At 68.2% G+C, this 24,587-nt stretch carries 20 protein-coding genes; 5 read left to right on the top strand and 15 right to left on the bottom strand.

The genetic code is table 11. From position 1 onward, the window contains the following. From gatA to AC5ZH6_RS16625, 3 genes are all read right to left on the bottom strand, one after another. A complete protein-coding gene (gene gatA / locus AC5ZH6_RS16615; protein ID WP_014360536.1) occupies positions 1–1,494 on the bottom strand; it encodes an Asp-tRNA(Asn)/Glu-tRNA(Gln) amidotransferase subunit GatA in 1,494 nt (497 codons plus the stop codon). Continuing rightward, positions 1,491–1,850 carry an Asp-tRNA(Asn)/Glu-tRNA(Gln) amidotransferase subunit GatC gene (gene gatC / locus AC5ZH6_RS16620; protein ID WP_006371002.1) on the bottom strand — a complete coding sequence of 120 codons (360 nt, stop codon included), beginning with the start codon at positions 1,848–1,850 and terminating at the stop codon, positions 1,491–1,493. The genes gatA and gatC overlap by 4 nt, the downstream gene beginning before the upstream one ends. Positions 1,851–1,973: 123 nt before the next feature. Further along, positions 1,974–2,585 (bottom strand): antibiotic biosynthesis monooxygenase, encoded by a 612-nt coding sequence (locus tag AC5ZH6_RS16625; RefSeq protein WP_006371001.1) that lies wholly within the window; start codon positions 2,583–2,585, stop codon positions 1,974–1,976. Positions 2,586–2,832: 247 nt separating this feature from the next. Between AC5ZH6_RS16625 and AC5ZH6_RS16630 the strand changes: the two genes are divergently transcribed. After that, a complete protein-coding gene (locus AC5ZH6_RS16630) occupies positions 2,833–3,501 on the top strand; it encodes an ACT domain-containing protein (RefSeq protein WP_006371000.1) in 669 nt (222 codons plus the stop codon). Positions 3,502–3,507: 6 nt separating this feature from the next. Continuing rightward, entirely contained in the window at positions 3,508–4,017 is a 510-nt protein-coding gene (locus tag AC5ZH6_RS16635) for an O-acetyl-ADP-ribose deacetylase (protein ID WP_014360539.1), read from the top strand. 26 nt (positions 4,018–4,043) lie between these two features. Here AC5ZH6_RS16635 and AC5ZH6_RS16640 read toward each other — a convergent pair whose 3' ends face one another. Beyond that, entirely contained in the window at positions 4,044–4,394 is a 351-nt protein-coding gene (locus AC5ZH6_RS16640) for a nuclear transport factor 2 family protein (protein WP_006370998.1), read from the bottom strand. A 40-nt stretch (positions 4,395–4,434) separates the two neighbouring features. Next, positions 4,435–5,217 (bottom strand): SDR family oxidoreductase, encoded by a 783-nt coding sequence (locus tag AC5ZH6_RS16645; RefSeq protein WP_288336547.1) that lies wholly within the window; start codon positions 5,215–5,217, stop codon positions 4,435–4,437. A gap of 38 nt (positions 5,218–5,255) precedes the next feature. Between AC5ZH6_RS16645 and AC5ZH6_RS16650 the strand changes: the two genes are divergently transcribed. Then, positions 5,256–6,275 carry a LysR family transcriptional regulator gene (locus AC5ZH6_RS16650; protein ID WP_006370996.1) on the top strand — a complete coding sequence of 340 codons (1,020 nt, stop codon included), beginning with the start codon at positions 5,256–5,258 and terminating at the stop codon, positions 6,273–6,275. On the opposite strand, the gene ligA is transcribed toward AC5ZH6_RS16650, so the two are convergent. Together ligA and AC5ZH6_RS16660 are read right to left on the bottom strand one after the other, a co-directional pair. After that, positions 6,235–8,316: an NAD-dependent DNA ligase LigA gene (gene ligA / locus AC5ZH6_RS16655; RefSeq protein ID WP_288336545.1), complete on the bottom strand. Its 2,082-nt coding sequence runs from the start codon at positions 8,314–8,316 to the stop codon at positions 6,235–6,237. The two genes, AC5ZH6_RS16650 and ligA, sit on opposite strands and share 41 nt — an antisense overlap. A gap of 288 nt (positions 8,317–8,604) precedes the next feature. After that, positions 8,605–10,260 carry an HNH endonuclease signature motif containing protein gene (locus AC5ZH6_RS16660; protein ID WP_496167531.1) on the bottom strand — a complete coding sequence of 552 codons (1,656 nt, stop codon included), beginning with the start codon at positions 10,258–10,260 and terminating at the stop codon, positions 8,605–8,607. 338 nt (positions 10,261–10,598) lie between these two features. On the opposite strand from AC5ZH6_RS16660, the gene AC5ZH6_RS16665 reads away from it, so the two are divergent. Next, a complete protein-coding gene (locus AC5ZH6_RS16665) occupies positions 10,599–10,991 on the top strand; it encodes an MmcQ/YjbR family DNA-binding protein (RefSeq protein WP_288337845.1) in 393 nt (130 codons plus the stop codon). Here the strand turns inward: AC5ZH6_RS16665 and AC5ZH6_RS16670 are convergent. Both AC5ZH6_RS16670 and AC5ZH6_RS16675 read right to left on the bottom strand, forming a co-directional pair. Continuing rightward, positions 10,931–11,803, bottom strand: coding sequence for a DJ-1/PfpI family protein (locus AC5ZH6_RS16670; RefSeq protein WP_288337844.1), 873 nt, complete (start codon positions 11,801–11,803; stop codon positions 10,931–10,933). The two genes, AC5ZH6_RS16665 and AC5ZH6_RS16670, sit on opposite strands and share 61 nt — an antisense overlap. A gap of 49 nt (positions 11,804–11,852) precedes the next feature. Further along, positions 11,853–12,821: a GlxA family transcriptional regulator gene (locus AC5ZH6_RS16675; RefSeq protein WP_035728554.1), complete on the bottom strand. Its 969-nt coding sequence runs from the start codon at positions 12,819–12,821 to the stop codon at positions 11,853–11,855. A 248-nt stretch (positions 12,822–13,069) separates the two neighbouring features. On the opposite strand from AC5ZH6_RS16675, the gene AC5ZH6_RS16680 reads away from it, so the two are divergent. Further along, complete coding sequence (locus tag AC5ZH6_RS16680; protein ID WP_006371753.1) at positions 13,070–14,341, top strand: MFS transporter; 1,272 nt, start codon at positions 13,070–13,072, stop codon at positions 14,339–14,341. 10 nt (positions 14,342–14,351) lie between these two features. On the opposite strand, the gene AC5ZH6_RS16685 is transcribed toward AC5ZH6_RS16680, so the two are convergent. The 6 genes from AC5ZH6_RS16685 to AC5ZH6_RS16710 form a co-directional block, all read right to left on the bottom strand. Beyond that, complete coding sequence (locus AC5ZH6_RS16685; protein ID WP_006371754.1) at positions 14,352–15,371, bottom strand: uroporphyrinogen decarboxylase/cobalamine-independent methonine synthase family protein; 1,020 nt, start codon at positions 15,369–15,371, stop codon at positions 14,352–14,354. Between the two features lie 4 nt (positions 15,372–15,375). Further along, positions 15,376–16,515 (bottom strand): tRNA 2-thiouridine(34) synthase MnmA, encoded by a 1,140-nt coding sequence (gene mnmA, locus AC5ZH6_RS16690; RefSeq protein WP_006371755.1) that lies wholly within the window; start codon positions 16,513–16,515, stop codon positions 15,376–15,378. After that, entirely contained in the window at positions 16,515–17,714 is a 1,200-nt protein-coding gene (locus AC5ZH6_RS16695) for a cysteine desulfurase family protein (protein ID WP_026920008.1), read from the bottom strand. The genes mnmA and AC5ZH6_RS16695 overlap by 1 nt, the downstream gene beginning before the upstream one ends. A gap of 120 nt (positions 17,715–17,834) precedes the next feature. After that, positions 17,835–19,196, bottom strand: a complete 1,362-nt coding sequence (locus AC5ZH6_RS16700) for an FAD-binding oxidoreductase (RefSeq protein WP_094600770.1) — start codon at positions 19,194–19,196, stop codon at positions 17,835–17,837. Between the two features lie 172 nt (positions 19,197–19,368). Continuing rightward, positions 19,369–23,016: an ATP-binding protein gene (locus tag AC5ZH6_RS16705; protein ID WP_288337843.1), complete on the bottom strand. Its 3,648-nt coding sequence runs from the start codon at positions 23,014–23,016 to the stop codon at positions 19,369–19,371. Further along, entirely contained in the window at positions 23,013–24,527 is a 1,515-nt protein-coding gene (locus tag AC5ZH6_RS16710; protein ID WP_020170759.1) for an MFS transporter, read from the bottom strand. Before AC5ZH6_RS16710 ends, AC5ZH6_RS16705 begins: the two co-directional genes overlap by 4 nt. Positions 24,528–24,587: the final 60 nt, after the last annotated feature.

Here is a 24,587-nt window from a genome sequence, read left to right on the forward strand (position 1 = left end):
TTACGCGATCGGCCCGCGGGCGGCTTCGTAGGCCGCCCCCACACGGTAAAGCCGGTCGTCGGCGAGTGCCGGAGCCATGATCTGCAACCCGACGGGCAGCCCGTCGTCGGCGGAGACACCGGACGGCACCGACATCGCCGCGACACCGGCGAGGTTCACCGGGAGCGTCGCCAGGTCGAACAGATACATCGCGAGCGGATCGTCGACCCTCTCGCCGATCCGGAACGCGGTCGTCGGGGTGGTCGGTGAGACCAGGACGTCGACCTTCTCGAAAGCGGCGTCGAAGTCGGCGGCGATGAGGGTTCGCACCTTCTGGGCCTGACCGTAGTAGGCGTCGTAGTAGCCCGAGGACAGTGCGTAGGTGCCGATCATGATGCGGCGCTTGACCTCCGGGCCGAAACCGGCTTCCCGGGTGAGCGCCATGACCTCTTCGGCGCTGTGGTGGCCGTCGTCGCCGACGCGCAGTCCGTAGCGCATGGCGTCGAAGCGCGCGAGGTTGCTCGACACCTCGCTGGGCAGGATCAGGTAGTACGCGCCGAGCGCGTAGGTGAAGTGCGGGCACGACACCTCGACGACCTGCGCCCCGCGCGCGGTCAGCTCGGCAACGGCCTGTTCGAAGGAGGCGAGCACCCCGGACTGGTAGCCCTCCCCCTGGAGTTCGCGGACAACGCCCACGCGCACGCCACTCAGATCGCCCGCCGCACCGGCCTTGGCCGCGCCGACCACATCCGGGACCGGGGCGTCGATCGAGGTGGAGTCGCGCGGGTCGTGACCGGCGATGATCTCGTGGAGCAGCGCGGTGTCGAGCACGGTGCGCGCACACGGCCCACCCTGGTCGAGCGACGACGCGCACGCGACAAGCCCGTACCGGGAGACGGTGCCGTAGGTCGGCTTGACGCCGACGGTGGCGGTGACCGCGGCGGGTTGGCGGATCGATCCACCGGTGTCGGTGCCGATGGCCAGCGGGGCCTGGAACGAGGCGAGTGCCGCAGCACTACCGCCGCCCGAGCCGCCGGGAATCCTGGTGACGTCCCAGGGATTTCGCGTCACCTGGTAGGCGGAGTTCTCGGTGGAACTGCCCATCGCGAACTCGTCCATGTTGGTCTTGCCGAGGATCGGCAGACCCGCCGAGCGCAGCCGCTCGGTGACGGTCGCGTCGTACGGGGGCACCCAGCCTTCGAGGATCTTCGACCCGCAGGTGGTCGGCGCATCGGTGGTGGTGAACACGTCCTTGAGGGCGATCGGTACACCGGCAAGCGGCGACCGCGCCTCGCCCGCGGCGATGGCGTCGTCGGCCGCCTTGGCCGCCACCAGCGCTTGCGGACCGCTGACGTGCAGGAATGCGCCCAGTTGGTTGTCGATCTCGGCGATGCGATCGAGATGCGCCGAGGTCACCTCGACCGAGGACACCTCGCGGGCGGCGATCTTGGCGCCCAGTTCGGCGGCGGTCAGGCCGGTGATCTCGGTGGACGTACGGGTCGACGGCGCGCTCACTGTTCCTCCCCCAGGATCTGCGGGACCGCGAAACGATCCTGCTCGACGGCGGGCGCCCCGGACAGCGCCTGCTCGGTGGTCAGCCCCGGTACGGCCACATCGGGACGCAGCACATTGGCCAGCGCCGCCGGATGGGCGGTCGGTGGCACGTCGTCGGCGGCCACCTCCGACACCTGCGCGACATGGGCGAGAATCGAATCGAGTTGCTGCGCATAGACGTCGAGTTCGTCCTCGCTCAGCGCCAGCCGCGACAGCCGGGCCAGATGCGCAACCTCGTCGCGGGTGATCGCAGATCCGGTGGCCGCGGATCCGGTGTCCACAGACCCCGTGCTCGCGGACTCTGAGTCCCCTGCCATGTCGATCGTGTCCTTCCGTGCCGGATCTCGCCGGGCTTGGTGCTTCATGGGCCCGATGTCACCGGGTCCGATCTCCCTGCGGCCGGTCTACCGACCGGCAACCCCGTCAAGCCTAGGCCACGGTCAGCGCAGCCATCGCGCCAGGCGGGCGGTGATCCACGGCAGCAGCACGTACACCATCACCGGGGTGCTGATCAGCGTGGCGATCAGCGTCTTGAGCACCAGCGGCAGATCACCGAGATGGGCAACCACCAGATAATTGATCAGCACCGACAACGGGAAGAATCCCAGCCAGATGGTGATCGCCTGCTTCCAGCGCGGCGGCGGCGCACCGAGCACGCGGACCGCATGCGTCAGATGGGATTGCGGTTCGAACCATCCCTCGATACCCGAGAGTCGATGCGTGGCGTGTTCGACCGCCACGCCCTCGCCTCGCGTCAGCCATGCCCGGCGAACCGGAGACCTGTCCCAGTCGTCGAGCGCCGACCCGTCGGCGAACCGATAGACGACGTAGTACTCGTCGGGCCGTTTTGCCGACCGTAGCCAGCCGCCCCCGAGAAATCCGGGAAAGGTTCGCGCCAACGCGATTCCGGCGTCGGTCCACGTGACGAAGTCATGTTCTCGGCCCGGCTCGATGCGCCGGGCCACCGATGTGGTCACATGCGCCGCCTCACGGTCGGGTGCGTGCGCGCCGGACCGGTCGCCGGGTTCTGTGTCGTCGTTGGTGTCGGCCACGGTTCCATCGTGGCGTCGGTTCGGTCACCGTGCAGCGTCGCCGCGTCGGGAAGTGATTAGACGGGCGTAGGATCGCCGGCGTGATCATCGCCACGAGCGCGTCGCTCGCATGCTGCCCAACGTGCGCCCGCACCACATTCGCCATCGCCGATGACCGTGCTCGGGGATTCGCGTGACCGGCATCGTCGCCGACCGCACCCGGGCACCGGCGGCCCGTCCTCGGCAGCACCGCTGGGCCGGTGCGACAATGGCGGCCGTGTCCTACCTGCTTCGGGTGTACCTCCAAGACCGGCCGGGAAGTCTCGGTCTGCTCGCCGTCCAGCTCGGCTCGGTCGGCGCCGACATCTTGTCCCTCGAGGTCGTCGAACGTGCGGACGGCTATGCGGTCGATGACCTCGTGGTCGAGGTGGCGCCCGGCTCACTGCCGGACACGCTGATCACCGCCGCAGAGAAGGTCAAGGGCGTCCGGGTGGACTCGATCCGCCCGTACTCCGGAGTGCTCGACACCCATCGCGAGCTGGAGTTGGTCGATCAGGTCGCCACCGCACTCGATGACCGATTACAGGTACTGGTCGACAATGCGCCTCGCGTGCTGCGGGTGTCGTGGGCGACGGTGCTGACCCGGGCCGCGGGTGGGGTGCTGCAGTTGTTCGGCAGTTCCGGTGCGCCCGAGACGCATGCGACAACTGTGGACTGGCTCCCGCTGCAGAGCGCCGTCCGGCTCGACTCCGAAGCCGACTGGGTACCCGAGGGTTGGCAGGAGATGGACACCCGGTTGGCGGCCGCTCCGCTCGGTGACGGATCGAAGGCAATTCTGTTGGGACGCATCGGCGGACCGGACTTCCGTCCGTCGGAGATCGCGCGACTCGGTTATCTCGCCGGGATCGTGTCCACGGTGTTGCGCGCGGAATCCTGAGCGCCCGTGCCCGAGATCACCGTGGTACGCGGCGACATCACCGACGAGTCGGTGGATGCGATCGTCAACGCCGCCAACTCCTCGCTCCTCGGTGGCGGCGGGGTCGACGGAGCGATTCATCGCAGAGGTGGCCCGGCCATTCTCACCGCCTGTCGGGAATTGCGCGCGAGCACCTATCCCGACGGATTGCCGACCGGCGCGGCAGCGGCGACGACCGCCGGCGACCTCGACGCCCGATGGGTCATCCACACCGTCGGGCCGGTGTACTCCACCTCCGACGACCGCTCGCCACTACTCGCTTCGTGTTATCGCGAATCCCTACGTGTCGCCGACGATCTCGGCGCCGAGACGGTGGCCTTCCCAGCCATCTCGACCGGGATCTACCGATGGCCCGTCGAGGGCGGCGCACGGATCGCCGTGCAGACCGTCCGCGAATCGTCGACGGCGGTGCGATCCGTGCGATTCGTGGTTTTCGACGATATCGCCCACCGAGCCTTCGACGCCGCCCTGGGCTGAACCAGGCCGCCATTCGCGCATCCGCCCTATTCGCGGATCTGCATGAGGGTCACCGCGGCGCCCTCGTCACCGTCGATTCGGTAGGTGAACGTCGACGGACCGTTGAACCCGTCGCCACCGACGGAGGCCTTGACGACGACCGTGCGCACGTCGGGGAACTCGGCCGAGAGCACCTCGAGTGTCATGTTCTTGCCGATGTACTCGGCGTCACTCCATGCGGCGATCGGCTCCCGACCGGTGAAGGTGCGACCCCAATCATCCACCGCCCCATCGGGTGTGAATGTCGCGAGAAAGGCGGCGAGATCGCCCGCATTGGTTGCCTCGATCGACGCGCGGACAGGTGCGGGTAGGGAGCTGATGGGCGGGGCGTCGGTCATGGGTGTCGCCTCCTCGGGTTCGTTGCGGCTCGATCGGCACTCACCGGGTGGTGTAGCCGCCGTTGGCGAACAGAGTCTGTCCGGTGATCCAATGCCCATCGGTGGCAAGGAATTTCACGATCGGTGCGATATCGGAGATCTCCGTCAGCCGCCCACCCATGGCCTGCGACTTGTGGAACTCGACACGCTCGGGGGTCTCCTGCGGATAGAAGAACGGGGTGTCCATCGGCCCGGGCGCGATGTTGTTGACCGAGATCCCGCGGTCGGCGAATTCCTTTGCCGCCGCGCGGGTGAAGTGCTCCACGGGACTCTTGCTGCCGGCATACGTCGAGTACCCGTCGGTGAATGCGGCCAGGAGCGAGGTGACGATGGTGACCACCGATCCGTTGTCGGACAACCGTTTACCGGCTTCGGCGAGGAAGAAGAAAGCGCTCTTGGCATTGATGTCGAACATCGAATCGTATTCGGCCTCGGTGACCTCGACCAGCGGTTTCCGCAGTACCTTGCCGACGGTGTTGACCGCCAGATCGACGCTGCCGAAGGCGTCGATGGCGGCGTCGAAGAGCGCGGTGACCGCGGCCGGACGAGTGAGATCGCCGGCGACCGTGATCGCCTCGGCGCCCAGCGCCGCGATCTCGGCGACGGTGCGCTCGGCATCTGCACGTGAGGAGTCACCATGATGGTGGACGACCACGTTGGCGCCGGATCGCGCGAGTTCGGTCGAGATCAGTCCACCGAGATTCTTGGCGCCGGCCGCAACGACGGCGGTCTTGACGGACAGATCCTCATGTGTGATCGCCGAGTGCGTGACGGTGCCGGTCATGCGCCCCCATTTCGTTGCCTCGTCCCTACGCGATCGGCATGTCGCCTCTCGCCTGTGATCATTCACGCTACGAGCAGCAATACACAAACACCATCGATTTGTATTGGTATTCGATCAACTACCATTTGTATATGCCCGACGCTTCCGAGTTTTCCCTGCCATTGCCGGACATTCGTCGACTCGAACAATTCGTCGCGGTAGCCGAGTCGGATACCCTCGCGGACGCGGCGACCAGGGTCTTCGTCACCCAGCAGGCCCTGTCGACCGCCATCCGACGGCTCGAGAACGAGTTGGGCGTATCCCTGTTCAATCGGGAGCATCGCGGGCTGACGCTGACCCCGGCCGGCGAGGATCTCCTGCGCAATGCACGTGCGATCCTCACCGGCGCGCGCCATCTCACCCGCTCGGTGCGGGCCGTGGCGCAGCAGCGTCCACCGGTTTTCGTCGTCGGACATTCGCCGGCTCTCTCCGGCGCCGAGGTCTTCTCGATCGTCGAATCCGCTGTCCAGCGTCACGAGGACATCCCGGTGACCGCCCGACCGGTGTTTCCGGCACAGTTCGTCGATGATCTGCTGCAGAACCGGGTCGATCTGGTCCTGCGCCGCGGCATCGACACCCCATCCGAACTGATCTCAGCCGTGATCGGCTATCAGGAACTCCGTCTGGCGGTGACGATCGATCACCCACTGGCCACCCTCGATCGGATCTCGATGTCCGACGTCGCCGAACACCCGGTGATCGTCTGGGCACCTGAACGTCACTCGTATTACACCGATTTCCTCGTCGCGCATTGTCGGCGGTCGGGGTTCGAACCGATCCTGCGGATCAATCGGGTCCAGGGCACGCCACCGACCACCGCTGTGCTCGTGGACACCACGGCGTGCGCCTTCGTGACCGCGCCTGCAGGCCCGGCGCACGGCGGCCGGGTGATGGTCAAGGAGTTCACCGACCCTCCGCTGTCTCCCATCCAGGCACTGTGGCTGCCGCACACGGTCTCCGATTTCCGGACCGCGATTCTCAATTCGGCGCCGGCTCGCCTGTCTCCAGAAGGTGCTTGAAGCCGTCCTCGTCGAGGATGGGTACCCCGAGTTGTTCGGCCTTGTCGGCCTTGGAGCCGGGCGAATCCCCCACCACCACGAAGTCGGTCTTCTTCGACACCGATCCCGATGCCTTACCGCCGCGGACGAGGATCGCTTCCTTGGCGCCGTCGCGCGAGAAATCTTGCAATGACCCGGTGACGACGATCGTCTTGCCCTCCAATGTGCGCTCGATCGACTCGTCTCGCTCGTCCTCCATGGAAACGCCTGCAGCACGCCACTTCTCGACGATCTCGCGATGCCAGTCGACGGTGAACCAATCGTGAATGCTCTGCGCGAGGGTGGGACCGACCCCCTCGACGGCGGCCAGGCGTTCCGGGTCGGCGTCCTCGATCGCCTGCAAGGAGCCGAATTCGGTCGCCAGCGCACGAGCCGTGGGCGGGCCGACGTGGCGGATCGACAGGCCGACGAGCACCCGCCACAGGGGCACCTCTTTCGCCTTGTCGAGATTGGCCAGCAGGCGCGTACCGTTCGCCGACAACATGCCCTTCTTGGTGGTGAACAATGCGGTCTTCGCAAGATCATCTGCGTTGAGCGAGAACAGGTCTCCCTCATCGGTGATCACCCCAGCACTCAGCAACGCGCCGGCCGCCTCGTACCCGAGGGCCTCGATGTCGAAGGAACTGCGTCCGGCGAGGTGAAACAGTCGCTCACGCAGCTGCGCCGGGCACGACCGCGCGTTGGGACAACGGATGTCGGCGTCGCTGTCCTTCTCCGGCCGCAGCACCGAACCGCACTCGGGACATGTGTCGGGCATCTCGAAGGCGTACTCGCTGCCGTCACGCAGGTCGACGACGGGACCGAGGACCTCGGGGATCACGTCACCGGCCTTGCGGATGGTGACCGTGTCGCCGATGAGCACGCCCTTGCGCTTGACCTCCGACCCGTTGTGCAGGGTGGCCCGTGACACGGTGGAACCGGCGACGAGCACCGGCGCGAGCACCGCGAACGGGGTGACCCGGCCGGTGCGTCCGACATTGACCTCGATGCCGAGCAGTTCGGTGGTGACCTCCTCGGGCGGGTACTTGTAGGCGATCGCCCAGCGGGGTGCGCGCGAGGTGGCACCGAGTCGGCGTTGCAGAGTGACGTCGTCGACTTTGACGACGATGCCGTCGATCTCGTGCTCGACATCGTGGCGGTGCTCACCCCAGTAGGCGATCTTGTCGAGAATCGCCTCTGCGCCAACGAGTTTGGTGGTGTGCGAGGACACCGGCAGCCCCCAGGCACCGAGCGCGAGGTAGGCGTCGTGCAGTGACGCCGGGCGCCATCCTTCGGTGTGGCCGATGCCGTGGCAGATCATCCGCAGCCGACGTCGCGCGGTGATCTGGGGATTCTTCTGTCGCAGCGAACCCGCTGCGGAATTGCGCGGATTCGCGAACGGCGGCTTACCGTCGGCCACCAACGAGGCGTTGAGAGTCTCGAAGTCCTCCACTCGGAAGAAGACCTCACCGCGTACTTCGAGGACGTGCGGTATCGGGTACTCGTCGGAGGCGGTCAGGCGTTGCGGGACATCGGTGATGGTGCGCGCGTTGAGGGTGACGTCTTCGCCGGTGCGACCGTCACCGCGGGTGGTGGCGTGATCGAGCACGCCGTCGCGGTACACCAACGCCAGCGCGACCCCGTCGATCTTGAGCTCGCACAGGTACTCGGTTCCAGAGCCCACCTCGTCGGCCACCCGGGCGACCCACGCTCGCATCTCGTCGGCGTCGAAGACGTTGTCCAGCGACAACATTCGCTCGAGATGGTCGACGGGCGTGAACGCGGTGGAGAAACCTCCGCCGACGAGCTTGGTCGGCGAGTCGGCAGTGGCCAGCTCCGGATGCGCCTCCTCGAGTTCCTGCAGACGCCGCAACAGCCGGTCGAACTCGCCGTCGGAGATGATCGGTGCGTCTTTGACGTAGTACCGGAACTGATGTTCACGGATCTCCTCGGCCAACGTCGACCACTGTTCTCGCACGTCGGCGGACGGACCGTCGTTTGCCACCTGATCTGCTTCTGCCACCCACCGAGCGTATCGAAACACCCCGACAGTTCTCCTCGAGCGTTCCGGCAAACATGTGCGCAGCGTGCGATGCCGGTCTCGGCCGTCGGGGGTGTCGAGGCCTCGACCATCGGGAGGGGGCTTCCTTACCGGGCGGAGGATCCCTTTTAGTCGGTGGTCGAGGTGCCGAGGAGCGTTAGCGACGAGCCGTTCTTTCGGTGGTCGAGGTGTCGAGGAGCGTTAGCGACGAGCCTCGAGACCTATTGCGCCGCTGCTGGTTCCGCCCCCGAACGGAAGTGCGCCCCGGGTCTAGAGTCCGCGGTCACCGAGTAGTTGGGCGAGTCGGTTCTCGACCGGCGAGCCAGGGCCGGGGGTGAGGATCTCGACGAGATCGTAGTAGCCGTGCCCGAGCGGGATTCGGCTGCGGCGGATTCGGTCGGTGGGCAGCATCGATCCCCGGTCGTCGCGCTCGGCGAGATCGGTATCAGCATCACCCTGTAGTGGGTCGGGTGGTGGGTGCAGGTCGGCGCGTACTTTGTCGAGGGTGGCGCGGAAAGTGGCCCCGACGTCGGGGAGTGCGTTGGTGCGTTTCGGGTTCGGTGTCGCTGCCCCGACGGGCGTGTTCTTGCGCCACCAGCACCGTCCGGCCCACGGCCCGTCACGATAAATCCCGGTCGTGAATTGTCCGGGGCCGTCGCCGACCATCCGGTTGTGTTTGCCGCAGGCGGGGGCGAGGTCACCGATGTTGGTGAGCCCACCTTTCGCGTGATCTTTGGTGGCGTGATGGATTTCGACGTGCGCGGCGGGTTGAGTACACCCGGGAAACGAGCAGTACTCACCACCGTCTTTGGCGAACAACGCGATCCGTTGTCCTTGACTCGCCAGGCGTGCCTGCCCCAAATACAGGGGCAGACTGGTGTGGTCGTCGAACACCGCCAGCCACGGCTGGCACTGAGCCGCCAACGCGATCACATCCCGGATCGGGAGCAGGGTGCCGGTCGCCGTGACTCCCATTCCGGTCTGCGCAATCAGGTCGGACAGCGATGCTTTGATGATCAGATGCGGTGGTAGGCCGCGATGGGACTGGGGGCCGAGACCGGCATCCAGTCCGGCGCGCAGGACTGCTTCCAGGGCGTCATGGTTGCGTTGGACTTGATCACGGTGATCGCGGGCTGCCGCGGCCGTCAACGCGTCGGGGTCGGCGTCTTCCCGACTGCCGGTCGGCGAATCGGGGTCGGCGGGGTTGTTCATTCCTGGGGCTGCCCACGCGGCGAGTACTACTTCGAGGTGCGCGGTCAAGGTGGGGGTCATCTGCCCGGACAACCCACTCATTTTCTGCGCGTCTTGCCGGCCGATGCGGATCTGCCGGCGGCGTTGCCGATCGGTGTCGTCGGTCAGTTGGCCGTCGGGGTCGAGGTGCGCCAACACCCGTGCCCCCAGGATCCGGAGGTCGGAGGGGGTGTGGGTGCGGGCGTAGCGGGCCATCGTGGCATCGGCCGACATTTTCTCGTCGAACGGCACTGCCGCGGGGATGCGGTCGAGCACGTCGATCACCACCGCCGCGTGCGAGGAGCCGGCCGCCCCGGACGCCATCGCTTCGGCGAGTGCCGGATATTTGGGGGCGGCGACCTCACCGGTGAAGGTGTGGAAGGTGGCGGTCGCTTTCAGTTGTTTCCACCGCCGCCACGGTTCCGACACACGGAGTAAGCCGATCATGGCGTCGGTGATCGACCCGAACCCGTATTCGCGGGCCAAATGCCGGTCGGAGAATTCGACGATCTGCCGATCGCCTTGGACGGTGACGCGGGTGATCAACTGTTCGGTGGATTGAGCGACGGTGACCAGGTCGTCGTTGGACAGCCCGGTCAAATCATCAGTGGCCAGCGAATCAACCACGCGGTGGGCGAGGGCAAGTTTCTGGGTGATCGACAAACCGGACACGTCGGGTAACGCGGTGTCGACCATGATTGCCACCCCCCGGCGATAGCGAACACATGTTTGTGTGTTGTTGTGTTCGAGTGTATGCCGGGTTTGTCGGGTTGGCAAGAGGTTGTCGAAAGTTTTTTCGTACGGGTTTGGTGGTGGGGTTCCAGCGTGGGTTCGGCTCGGTCTCGAGGCTCGGCGCCTGGGGCGCCTCGCACCTCGACCACCGATGAACGGCTCGGCGCCTGGGGAGCCTCACACCTCGACCACCGATCAAGGACGAGCCGGACAACGGACACAAGACACAGAAACTGGCACCGAAGGCGCGGTAGCGTGAAAGTCCCGCCACCGGAGTTGTCCACGTATCGAGGAGTCGACCCGTGCCACATCCGATCATGTTCGACGACGCCGACCCCTTCCTCATCCGCGTACGCAGAGTGGCTCTGGCATTCCCCGACGCCACCGAGGTGGTCGCGCACGGCCGACCAACATTCCGGTGCGGCAAGATGTTCGGCAACTATGGCGGTGGCGAGAAAGGCGGAATCCGCCACGACCGTTCGGTGTTGTTCCTCGCCGACCCAGCCGAGCGTGCGGCGCTCGTCGAGGATCCGAGGTTCTTCGTCCCCGCCTACTTCGGACCCGCAGGTTGGCTCGGCATCCTGCTCGACGACGCCACCGACTGGATCGAGGTCGCCGAGCTACTCGACGCGAGCTACCGCCAAATCGCACCGAAGCGGTCGATCGCGAAACTCGATGCCCGAGAAAGCATGTGACCGCCCGCGCGACGATCGCCACGACGAAACCGGCGCAGCGAACGATCCCATGACAACGCCGTCGCCGCCGTCAGCGGGCTGGGCCGCAGTGCGTCCCGCGACAGCAGCGCCGCGCCACGCGCGACGGTGGACGCTGACGCCTTGGAGCGGTGACCCGAATCGAACGGCGGCTGCGGATCGTATTCGATCACGAGCTGAATGGCCTTGGCCCGTTCCTCGCCGGCGATCTGCCCGGCCAGCCACAGTGCCAGATCGATCCCCGCAGACACCCCGGCAGCCGTCACCACTTTCGCCCCGTCACCCTCCCCCGTCGCTGCGCTCGCCCCGTCACCCTCCCCCGTCGCTGCGCTCGCCCCGTCACCCTCCCCCGTCGCTGCGCTCGCCCGGACCACCCGCTCATCCGACACCGGCGTCGCTCCGAACATCGACAACGCGGCCAGCGCGGACCAGTGCGATGTCGCGCGCCTGCCCTCCAGCAGTCCGGCGGCCGCCAGCACCACCGAGCCGGTACACACAGAGGTCATCCACGACGCGGTCGTCGATACATCAGCCAGCCACGCCAGCAGCCGCTCGTCCCGCGCCGCCTTCGCGCACCCGGGACCTCCCGGAACCAGCACGACGTCGGGATTCGGTGTCTCGGCCAACGAATGCGTGGCCCCGACCAGCAGAACACCGGAGTCGGCCACGATCGGTCCCGGCTCATGCCAGACGAATCGCACCTCGGCATCCGGAAGCATGCGCAGCACCTCGTACGGGCCCACGAAGTCGAGAGCGGTGAACTGCGGGTAGACGACGATCGCGATGCGGGTCATGCGGATTCCCCCTGACGTGTTCGGATGGTCATTGCCTGCCGGCCGTCGATCAGCGACAGGATCGGCGGTAACGGTCCGGCGATATCCCCACACGCCGCGAGAACACACGTCGCATGGTCTCTGCCGAGCCGAATCCGGATCGGGCCGCCACGACAGGCATCGGATCGTCACTCTCTTCGAGGTGCCGACGGGCGGCGTCGGTCCGAATCCGCTCGACGTAGACGCCCGGCGACTCGCCGACCTCGGCGGTGAACACCCGGGTGAAATGCCGCGGACTCATCGCAGCGATCGCCGCGAGGTCGGTGATCGGGTGCGGCGCTGCGGGATCGTTCTCGATGGCGTCCTGCACGTCTCGGATCGGACGTCGCCGGGCCCGTGGCATCCACACCGGCGGCGCGAACTGGGACTGCCCACCCGGACGTCGGAGATGCAAGACCAGCCACCGCGCAACAGACTGCGCAAGCTCGGTGCCGTGGTCCTCCTCCACGAGTGCCAGAGCGAGATCGATGCCCGCGGTGACACCGGCCGCCGTCCACACGCGCTCGGAGCTGTGGATGAAGATCGGGTCGGGATCGACCTGCACGGCCGGATATTCGGAAGCCAACAGCTGTGCCGAAGCCCAGTGCGTGGTCGCGCGATGCCCGTCGAGCAGACCGATCTCGGCAGCCAGGAAGGCCCCACTGCACACGGTGACCACCCGCCGTGCTCGGCGTGCCGTGGCGCGAATCCACGTCATCATCTCGGAGCAATACCGGGCCTCGAAGACGCCCATGCCCCCGGGCAGGACCAAGGTGTCGATCGGCGTGTCGGGTGCCGGCAGCGGGTGCGCGACGAAATCGAGGCCGACACCGGAGGAGACCGGCCGACCCCCCACCGACACCAGCGAGATCTCGTAACCCGATTGCGCGACATCACGTCCGGCGAGCACCAGCGACGCCGCTGTGAACACGTCGAGCGGCCCGGTGATGTCGAGCGGCTGCACCCCGGCGAAGCCGAGGACCACCACTGATCGCGTCATGGGTCCATGGTGTCGAACGCCTGCCATGGCGTCCAGGACCAAACTCCCACAGATCAGGACACGCCCAGCCGGACGCCCTCGATCGGACGACAAGCCACGTTATGCGCTCACATGAATACACCGATGTCCGATAAAGGCATTTCGCGAGTATTTCGGACGGCAAATAACCCATGCGCCGGACTCAGCCGGACTACAGTGGGATTTCTGCCGGGAAAGCGAGATCTGCGACGTCTGTAGGAGATTCGAGCATGGCAACCTCATCGACCCCGCGGGAGAAACTCACCGCCGATCAGCGCAATTCCTTCGCCGCGGCATATCTGGGCTGGGCAATGGACGCATTCGACTATTTTCTGGTCGTCCTGATCTACGCCGACATCGCCAAGGATTTCGGGGTTCCGCTGGACCGGATGGCGCTGATCACCACCATGACCCTGCTGATGCGACCGGTGGGCGCGTTCATCTTCGGGCTCTGGGCCGACCGCAAGGGTCGTCGCATCCCGTTGATGACCAACGTCGCCTTCTACAGTGTGGTCGGCTTCCTCTGCGCCTTCGCACCCGGATTCTGGGTGTTGATGGTGCTGCGCATGCTCTACGGCATCGGCATGGGCGGCGAATGGGGCCTCGGGGCCGCACTGGCCATGGAGAAGATCCCCGTCTCCCGACGAGGCTTCTTCTCCGGCTTCCTGCAGAGCGGCTATTCGATGGGATACCTCTGCGCCGCACTGGCATTCCTGGTTCTCAACACATGGCTCGGCCTGAACTGGCGGTGGATGTTCGCGCTGTCGATCATCCCCGCATTGATCAGTCTGCTGATACGGGCGCGCGTGGAGGAATCCGAGGCGTGGAAGGCCACACGTGACCGGGTGCGTCAGACCCAGACCACCGCACGGGAGATCTGGTCGAATCCGGTCATCTGGCGACGCTTCATCTTCCTGGTCCTGCTGATGACGGCGTTCAACTGGATGAGCCACGGCACCCAGGACGTCTATCCGACATTCCTCAAGGCGCACAACGATTCCGGAGCAGGCCTGGCCGCAAGCACCGCAACCTGGATCGCGGTGATCTACAACGTCGGAGCCATCATCGGCGGTCTGATCGCCGGCGCACTGTCGGAACGGTACGGTCGCAAGACACTGATCATCGCGTGCGCGGTGATCGCGCTGCCGATCGTGCCGTTGTTCGCCTACTCCTCGACGGCCGGCTACCTCGCACTCGGCGCCTTCCTCATGCAGATGATGGTGCAGGGCGCGTGGGGTGTGATCCCGGCACACCTGACCGAACTGTCCCCCGACGAGATCCGTGGCTTCTACCCGGGCGTCACCTATCAACTCGGAAACTGCCTGGCCGCCTTCAATCTTCCGATCCAGGAGGCGGTGGCCGGCAGTCACGGCTATCCGTTCGCGCTGACCGTGACGATCGTCCCGGTCCTGATCGCGGTCATCGTGCTGACCGCGTTCGGCCGGGAACGCAAGGGCGTGCAGTTCGGCAGTGAGCAGGCCAGCGTCGAGGAAGTCGCCTGAGGCGACGACCTCAGAGCGCGTCGGGATCGGCGGACAGCAACTCCCCGGCGCGGGCGCAGATACTCAACGCGGTGCGCGCCCAGTCCGGGGACGCTCCGGCCAGACCACATGTCGGGCTGACGATCACGTTGTCCGACAGCACTTTTCGCGCGAGACCGATGCGGTCGACCAGCTCGGCGAGGGTGGTCGCGACCGTCTCGGCATGGATGGCGGGGTCTGCGTGGTCGCCCGGCAGGACCCCGGCGACGAGCACATCGCCGCGGTCGATCAGGCCGCCGATCCCGTCGAGTGCCGCGGTGTCCGCAGATCCGATGCCCGTGACGTCGATGCCGTACGCCACACCCGAGAGTGCGTGCACGAGATCCCATCTCGGCGCGCCACAGTTGTGCACGATCATCGGCACGTCGAGGTGCTCGCGCACCGAGCGCAAGGCCTCGGCGACGTCGGCGACCGGAATCGGCGGGATCACGTCGAGCCGGGTCAGCGGCGGCACCCGACCGTCGATCACCGTCCCCACCATCGGCTCGTCGAGTTGCACGATCACCGAGGCGCCCAGCCGGCGACGGACCTCGCCGACCAATCCGGCGAGCCCCTCGGCACCGGAGTCGATGAGATCGCGCAGCGCGCCCCGATCGCGAATGGCCTTGTGCCCGTTGACGAGTTCGATGGAGGCGGCCAACGTGAACGGCCCGGCGACCGCGACCTTCATCGGCCGTCCGGTGCCGATGAAACCGGCTGCATCCCAGATCTCCTCGATCGCGTCGAGATCTGCGGCGAGGAACCCCCGCGCACGTCGCGCGACCGAGGAGCCACGGGCGCCGAGCCGGTAGCCCCAGGTGGCCGAGTCGATCGGGAGGTCGACGAGTACCGCAGCCATCCGCCCGATCATGTCGGCACCGATTCCACGAGCGGGCAACTCGGCGAGATGGGCGAAGTCGAGTTCGCCGTTGATGATCGCCGCCGCCTCGCGCGGATCGGTGCCCGGCATCGAACCGACACCCGTTCCCACCCCGGTGGGCAGATCGGTCATCGGTCTACTCGGCAAGCGACGCCGACACCGGCCGGGCCGCAGATTCCGGGTCCGACGAGGTGGAAGCGATTCGGCCCGAACCGAGTACGAGATCACCGTTGGCGGGATCGGGGAGATACAGTACCGCGGCCTGCCCACGCGCCACCCCGGTCAACGGCTCGCCCAGCGCGATCTCGATGAACGGGCCGTCGGGGCCGTCGACCGGGGTGGCCACCGCGGGAGCCAACCCGCCGTGCGCGCGAACCTGAACGGTCACCTCGACGGGACCCTCGGGCGCATCTCCGGAGGTCCACACCGCGTTGCGGGTGCGGATCGAATGCACCTGTAGATGCTCCTCGGAGCCCACGGCGACCGTGCCGGTCTCGGGATCGATGTCGGTGACGTAGCGCGGACGACCGTCGGCGGCCGGCGCCTCGATGCCGAGTCCCTTGCGTTGGCCGATCGTGAAGCCGTGCACCCCGTCGTGATCGGCCAACCGCTCGCCGGTCCCGGCGTCGACGACCGCACCCGGCCGCACGCCGATGCGTGCGCCGAGAAATGCGCGGGTGTCGCCGGTGGGGATGAAGCAGATGTCATGCGAATCCGGCTTGGCGGCCACCGACAATCCCCGTTGCGCCGCCTCGGCACGGATCGCGGGTTTGGGCGTGTCGCCGACCGGGAACATCGCGCGGTCGAGCTGGTCCCGGGTGAGCACGGCCAGGACGTAGGACTGGTCCTTGTCCGGATCGACGGCCCGACGCAGCTGTCCTCCGGACAGGCGCGCGTAGTGGCCGGTGGCCAGCGCATCGAAACCCAGGGCCATCGCCTTGTCGGCCAGCGCCGCGAATTTGATCTTCTCGTTGCAGGTCAGACACGGATTCGGGGTCTGTCCCGCAGCGTAGGCGGCGACGAACTCGTCGATGACGTCGTCCTTGAAGCGATCGGCGAAGTCCCACACGTAGAACGGGATCCCCAGGACGTCGGCGGCGCGGCGGGCATCGTCGGCATCTTCACGCGAACAGCACCCCCGCGAGCCGGTGCGTAGGGCGCCCGGAGCGGTCGACAACGCCAGATGCACGCCGACGACGTCGTGACCGGCGTCGACGGCACGTGCGGCGGCGACCGCCGAGTCGACGCCCCCGCTCATGGCTGCCAGGACCCGCATCATTGTGTCCTTCCGCCGGGCGCCGACACCAGTCCGGCGACGCGGGCACGCTCGACCACCTCGCCGATGACGTCGGCGACGGTCTCGATGTCCGAACGGGTCGTGCTCGGGGCCAACGAGAACCGCAGGGAGCCGCGGGCCTCGGCCATGTCGAGACCCATCGCCAACAGGACGTGGCTGGCCTGCGCGACGCCGGCCGTACATGCCGAACCGGTCGAGCACTCGACGCCGTTGGCATCGAGCAGCATCAGCAACGAATCCCCTTCGCACCCTTCGAAGGACACGTGAACGTTGCCCGGCAGCCGACGCTCGTCGCGCGGTCCGTTGGCGCTCGTGCCGGGAATGTCGAGGATGGTGGCGAACAATTCGTCGCGCAATGCGGCGACCGAGACCATCGATTCGGGTAGCTCTGCGGTGGCGATCCGCAGAGCGGTCGCCATACCGACGGCCGCCGCGACCGGCTGGGTACCCGAGCGGACATCACGCTCGTGGCCTCCGCCATGGGCCAGCGGCACACACGGCACGTCGCGACCGAGCAGCAGCGCGCCGACCCCCTGCGGACCGCCGAACTTGTGGGCGGCCACACTCAGCGCCGACAACCCGCTCGCCCCGAAGTCGACAGGGATGTGGCCGACGGCCTGCACCGCGTCGGAGTGCATGGGAATGCCGAACTCGGTGGCAATCGCAACCAGGTCGGCGATCGGTTCGATCGTCCCGACCTCGTTGTTGGCCCACATGATCGACACCAGGGCGGTCTCGTCGGCGTGCGCGGCGAGTTCGGCGCGCAGCGCCGCAGGCGAGACGAACCCGGCGTCGTCGACCGGCAGGATCACCAGTTCGGCGCCCTGCGTGGCCAGCCATTGCGCCGAGTCGACGATCGCGTGATGCTCGATGGACGAGATCACGACCCGACGGCGTCGGTCGTCGGCCTGGCGTCGTGCCCAGTAGATCCCCTTGACCGCAAGGTTGTCGGCCTCGGTGCCCCCGCTGGTGAAGATCACCTCCGACGGCCGCGCACCGAGCGAGGCCGCGATCGTCTCCCTGGCCTCCTCGAGCAGACGCCGCGCCCACCGGCCCGCCCCGTGCAGCGACGAGGCGTTGCCGGGCTGGGCGTAGACGGCGTTCATCGCCTCGATGGCCTCGGGGAGCATCGCGGTCGAGGCGGCGTGATCGAGGTAGACGGGGGCTCGGGTGGGCATGGACATGTCGTTGCCAAGGATAAACGCGCGCGGGGTCCCAACCAATTCCACTCGACCCGAGATTCTCGACGGCCCGAGATTCTCGACGCGCGGCGTCCCCCCGCGGATGCGGGTATGCGCTCAGCGCACCACCTGCCCGACGTGGAGAACCCCGTGCGGATCGTGTTGGGCGGCGAGCGCGGCAAGCCAGGCGAAGGTGTCCTCGTCGTAGCACCGTCGGATGCGCACGGCATCGGCGGACGCCGCGAAGTTCGGGAGCTCGCCGCCGGTGGCCCAGGGCGCCAGCGCGTCGAGGACCGCGGCGCCGGGTGTCGCCTCAGGCCCGCCGGCGAGCCCGACCGTGTACAGATGCGCCGCCGCGTCACGGTGACACAGTGCGCTGCGCACCGGCGGCTCGTCGGCGAACGCCCCACCGAGCATCCGGACCTCGACGATCACCGGGCCCGTGATCGACGCGGGTCCGGCCTCCGCGAGCAAGGCGTCGACGGCAGGCTCGCCCAGTTCGCCGAGCAGTGTGCCGGCCTCGACGACCGGCATGGGTGTGGTCGGGTCCGCATGGATCTCCCCGATACGCGCATACGGCATCACGCCGAGCCCGCCGAGCACCGGCGTGCCGAGTGCGGACAGGCCGGAGCAGAGTTCGGCGGCGCGCCCCGGGTCGCCGACGGCGGCGACCCGGACGGCCACGGTGAGGCGTCCGCCGAGTGGTTCGGGAATCCCGGGCATGGCGGGAAGCCGCATCAGGGCCAGCGACGAGGTGATCTCGCGGGGCAGCTCCGTCGCCCAGCGTCGCCAGCCCCGCACCACGGTCTCTGCCTGTTCGCCGTCGAAATACAGTGCCCCACCGAATATCTCGGGAATCGGCAACAGATCGATGACCACCTCGACGATGAGCCCGAGGGTGGCCTTGCCACCACGCAGGCCCCAGAACAGTTCGGGATTGCACTCCGGCGTCGCCCGGATCAGTGCGCCGTTGCCGGTGACCACCGTGATCGACCGGACGTGATCCGACGATGCGCCGACCGTGCGCACCAGCGGGCCGATCCCGCCGCCGCTGAGAAAGCCCACCACCCCGACCGCGGGTGCGGAACCGCACAGCGGCGCCAACCCCAGCGGTGTCGCCGCGTCGAGCACCTGCTGCCATCGCACCCCGGCGCCGACCCGCGCGGTACGGGTGGCCGGATCGATCTCGCAGACGTCCAATCCGGTGGTGCGCACCAGGATCGAATGCCCATCGACCCCGGTGGCGCCGTGCCCGGTGGCCCACACCGACACGGTCATCGAGTTGGCGGCGGCAAATCCGACGACGGCGGCCACATCGGCGGCGTCGGCGACATCCACGACCGCCCAGGGGCGTTGGGCGACGGCGACGTTGAAACCGACGGTGGCATATCCAGGATCGGTGGGGCGGTGCACGCTGCCGCGCACGGCGCGTCGCAGGGCGGCGATGTCGGCCTGATCGACGCTGCGGGTCGATGTCATCGGAGATCTCCTCGGGTGGGAACGGTGTGCCCGGACCGATCGGTGCCGGGGCGACGGCGTTGCGGTCGCCCCATGAGGGTGTTCTGAACCGCTTGGGCGGTCCTTGGAGCGGGCTTGGCGCGTTCGCGCGGACCACCGAGTCAGTGCACGCCCTCGGGCTTGCGAGACCCGATCAGCGAGGGGAATCCGTCCCGCCGAGCAGTTCCCGGGCCGAGGCCTGCACCTGGGTGACCTCGAACCGGCCCGCGATGTCGGCGATCTCGGCGAGTTCGGCGTCGCGGCGGGCCGAACGCGGGCTGCGCTGTGCGGCCAGCAGTCGGCATCGCAACACCGACGGCACCCCACCCTCGCGCTCCGAGAGGTCCCGTGCCGCGGCAAGCGCCGCCTCCCCCTCCTCGACCCGGCCGAGGAGAAAACACACCCGGGCCAACGCCAGACCGACCGGGCCGATACAGCCGAGCTGGCCCAGCGTCGCGATACACGAGCGGTACGGCGTCAGATACTCGGCGAATCGTGCTGCGTGCTCGACGAGTTCGAGATCGGCCACCACGTGGGCGAGCAGGACCGCCTGACACAACGACGTCCAGATCATCGGCCGGTCGTCGGCGAGCCAGGACACGATCATCCGCTCGGCGAGGTCGCGGTCGCCCTCGGCGCCGGCGATCATCGCGATCCCGGCCGCGAGCAGGATCGCGACCTGGTCGTCGGTGAAGTCCTCGGCGATCATCCGCGCCCACTCCATCGGCGAATGGTCCCCGGTGTCGGCGAGGTCGTCGAGCATCCCGCGTTCGGCGGCCAGCGCCAACAGGGCGATGGTGCCGGTCCCCGCGACGTACAGCTCGGTCATCTGATGGACGGTGACCGCGGTACGGAAGTGGTGTTTGGCAGTGGCGAAGTCGCCGTGCCACACCGCCAATGACGCTTCCATCCACCGCAATTGGGCGCGCAGGATCGGTAATCGGAGGCGCTCGCTGCCGACGATGGCCGTACGCACCAGGGCCGCGGTCCCGGCGACGTCGCCGAGGGTCATGGTCGCCATCGTCAGCGCGGTGTCGATGATGACCTCGTCGACGGCCTGATCGGTGTGCGGCAGCGCCCGCAGTCGCTCGGCGAGGTCGAGTGAGGACGCCGCGTATTCGGCCACCCCCGAGTAGGTGATCAGCCGGGCCATCCAGACATCGGCGGTGATGTCGTCGTCAGCGATGTCCGCGGCGAGGGCATCGGCCCGGGCGAGCAACCCGGCCGGAACCGACGCGTCCTTGTGGTAGCACTGCCCGATCGCCGACGCTGCGACCACCCGAGCCGACGCGGAAGGATCGTCCGACACCGCGATCTCGGCACGATCGAGGAGCGTTTGCAGGGTCTCGTTGTCGACGTGTGGGCCCACCCACGGCCACGACCCGCCCGCGCGGATCAGAGCGCTCGCGAGTCGCCCGACGGTGGCGGTGGCCCCGTCGGTGATGGCCTGCTGCATCCGCTGCCCGACACCCTCGAGGACCGTCTCGACGTGTCCGGCTCGGGCTTGGGCGGCGAGCATCCCGATCAACAGGTCGTCGCGCTCCTCGCGGTCGGGCAATCCGGCCGACTCGTGGGTGCGCAGGGCGGCGCCGAGCCAGTGGGCCGCACTCTCCGAATCCCAGTGTGCGGTGGCCTCGTCGGCGGCTGCGCGGCATGCGGCGACGACGTCGGCGGGATCGGCCACGGGGAGCGCCTCGAGCAGGTGGGCGGCTCGACGCGACGTCGAGCCCGCGGTGTGCCGCCGCGACAGGATCTCGGCGACCCGCAGGTGGATTCGCGCCCGGCGCAGCGGTCGGATACCGGCAAGTGCTTGTTCCCGCAGCAACGCGTGGGCGAATCGTGCCGAACCGCCGACGGTGACGAGGATGCGCTCGTCGACCGCCTCGTCGATACGATCGGCGAGCTCGCCGACGTCGCGGTCCATCACGGTCGCGAGCAACCCGGCGTCGATGGTCTCACCGAGGACCGCGGCGTGGCCCAGGACGTCGAGAACCGCCGGATCCAGGGTGGCCAGACGGCGGTCCAGGACCGATCGGATCGCCGCGGGAACCGCCTCGGTGCGTCTCTGCGCCGGCGGCAGGCGCGAGAACTCGGTGACGAACAGCGGGTTGCCGCCGGTGCGGCGCATCAGCGTGTCGAGTTCGTCGGCATCGAGTTCCCCGGCGTCGGCGTCCAGGGCGGCGACCGCGCGCACGAGGTCGGCGACCCCGGCCCGACCGAGGGTGGGGATGTCGATCCCGACGCCGCCGGCCCGCGCCACCGCGGTACGGAACCGTTGCAGATCGTGGCCGCCCTCACCGTCGCGCGCCGTCACGATCAGCACGATCGGCGCGTCACGCAGGACGGTCGTCAGGTACGTGAGCAAACCCAGCGACATCGCGTCCGCCCACTGGGCGTCGTCGACGACGACGGTCAGACCCCGCGTGCTCGTGGCCTGTTCGAGCCTCGTGGCCTGTTCGAGCATGGTGTGGACGCGGTCGTAGACCGCGAACCGCGCGGTGTCGGCGTCGACCCCGTCGGGCACCGACAGCACACCCGCCGGGTCGACGCCCAGCGCCCGGCACAATTGCCGCATCGGCCACCACGCCGGCACACCCTCGGCGTCGGGGCACCGGACCCACACCACCTGCGAGCCCTTTTCGGCGCCGATGCGCGCGGCCTCCTCGGCCAGTCGGGTCTTGCCGATGCCCGGTGGCCCGCCGAGCAGCAGCCACCGGGTCGACGACCCCGACGAGCCGTACACCGCTCGGATACGGTCGATTTCCGCCGACCGACCGACCAGCCGCACCTCACCGACGATCGATCCCGACCTCGGCGCGACGCCCTCCACGTCACCGGCCCCGATCCCCGGCTCCCCCGGCCCCGACTCCCCTGCCACCGACTCCCCTGCCACCGACTCCCCTGCCACCGATGTCTCGGGGCCCGCCGGGCCGGTCACCGTCACCGCCCCCGACCAGTGCGGCGGCCGCGGCCACGCGGCGATCACCGGATCGTGTCGCAGGATCGCACCGTGCAGGTCGACCAGCTCGGCTCCGGGGATCAATCCCAGCTCGGTGTCGAGGACTCGCTGGTGCTCCGCGTAGACCTCCAACGCCTCGGTCGCTCGACCCGCGCGGTACAGGGCGGCCATGTGCAGCCAGACTCCCCTGTCGCGCAACGGTTCTCGGGACCTCAACGTCACGATTGCGCCGAGGGCGCCACCGACATCGCCCTCCGCGAGCAGCGCGGTGATGTGGATCTCCTGGGTGGCCATCAGATTCTCGTCGAGGGCCGCCGATTCGGCGGCGACCCAATCGACGTCGTCGAGTTCACCACCGAGGAGGTCACCGCGCCAGCGGTCCAGGGCGGCAGCGGAATCGGCGAGCGCATCCGCCCACCGCCCCTCGTCACGGGCGATGCGCGCGCTGCGCGCCAGCTCGGCGAACTCGACGACATCGAGGACATCGGTGCCGACGTCGATCCGGTAGCCCGCGCCGACGCGCTCGATCGGCGACGCCTCACCGCTGGTGCGCAGCGCACGCCGCAGATTCGAGATGTAGGCCTGCAGACTTGTCGTGGCGGCGACGGGCGGCTGCTCCCCCCACAGGGTGTCGGCGAGCCGGTCCACCGTGACCACCCGGCCACGGGCGAGGAGCAGCGTCCCGAGAACGGCGCGCTGTTTGGGCGGGCCGAGGTCGACGGGCGCCCGGTCCCGACGCATCTCGAGGGGACCGAGCACCAGATACTCCCGCACGCCGAATTCCTCACTCCCGCCGTCTTCTTCCGGGAGTGTATGCGCCACGGCGGCCCTCGACACGGTCATCGCGTCGCGACCGGCTCGTCGCTTCTGCCCGATTCCCCGAAACGCCGGTCGGAACCGTCGGCGACGGTGACATCGACGTGCGATCCGCCACCGGTTGCCCGGGCCCGACGCATGGTCACGACGGCGACGATCGCACCGGCCAGTGCCACCGCGCTCGCCACCCACAGCGCCGCATGCAGACCGGAGACGAAGTCCTCCGGTGACCCGCCGTGTAGCACCGAACGACTCGGGAAGAACGCGCCGAGGGCAGCGACACCGAGCGCGATCCCCGACTGCCGGAACACGTCGTTGATGCCCGCGGCCAGCCCGGCGTCGTCGTGGCGGCTCTCGGCGAGGACCACACCACTCATCACGGGATTGACGATCCCCGCGCCGACACAGGCGAGGACGAATCCGCCCACCATGTCCCACCCGGAGCCGTCCGTACCGGCGACGGTCATCCACCCGAGGCCACCGGAGACCGCTGCCAACCCCACGCCGATCAGCCATCGCGGTGCGACCCGGCCCACGATGCGATCGGTCAGTCCGGCGACGACGAACATCGCCATCGTGCCCGGCAGGTACACCAGACCCGCCTCGATCGCCGACATCCCGACCACACCCTGCAGATAGATCGTGACGTAGACGAACACCGCGAACATCGACGCCGAAATGGCAAAGGTCGCCGCCTGGGCGCCGGCGAATGCCGCATTGGTGAACATCGCCAACGGCACCATCGGTTGGCGCACAAGGCTTTCGATGACGACGAAGGTGACCAGTGCGGCGAGCGAGACCCCCAGTGCGGCCAGCGTCACCTGGTCTGTCCAGCCGCGCGTGTTCGCTTCGATCAGACCGTAGGTCAGCGCCGCGAGTCCGATCACCACGGTGACCGAGCCGGCCCAGTCGCCGCGTCGTGGTGTGACGCTGCGTGATTCGGCGACCCAGCGGGCGCCGAGGAGCATGGCGACACCGACCGGGACGTTCAGCAGGAAGATCGCCCGCCAGTCGAGCAGTTCGGTGAGCACGCCGCCCAGCAGTGGGCCGATCGCGAACGATCCGCCGATCGTGGCGCCGTAGGCGGCCAGTGACCGGGTTCGTTGCGCGGGTTCGGGAAAGGCGTGCGCGAGCAGGGCCAGCGACGTCGCGAACAGCAACGCCGCACCGAGCCCCTGGACGACCCGAGAGAGGTTGAGCATCACCATGTCCGCCGAGACCGCGCACAAGGCCGAGGCGACGGTGAAGACGACGGCGCCGATGACGAAGACCAGCCGCCGCCCGATGCGGTCGGCCCAGGCACCAGCCGAGAGCACGACGGTGGCCAACGCCAGGGTGTAGCCGTCGACGATCCATTTCAGACTCGTGAAATCGGCACCGAAGTCGCGGGCGATGGAGGGCAGGGCGGTGTTCACCACGGCGATGTCGAGCATCAGCATCGCCGTGGCGGCGCAGGCCACGGTCAGGGTCACCCGCTGGGTCGGGGTGAATCGCGCTGTGCGGTGATCGCTCTCGGTTCGGTCGGTCTGCGGGGACACGTCAGGGCCTCTCGTCGGGTCGATGCTGTCGAACCGACTGTCGCGTCACCCTCTTGGAAA

This window comes from Gordonia sp. YC-XJ4, from assembly GCF_059511865.1.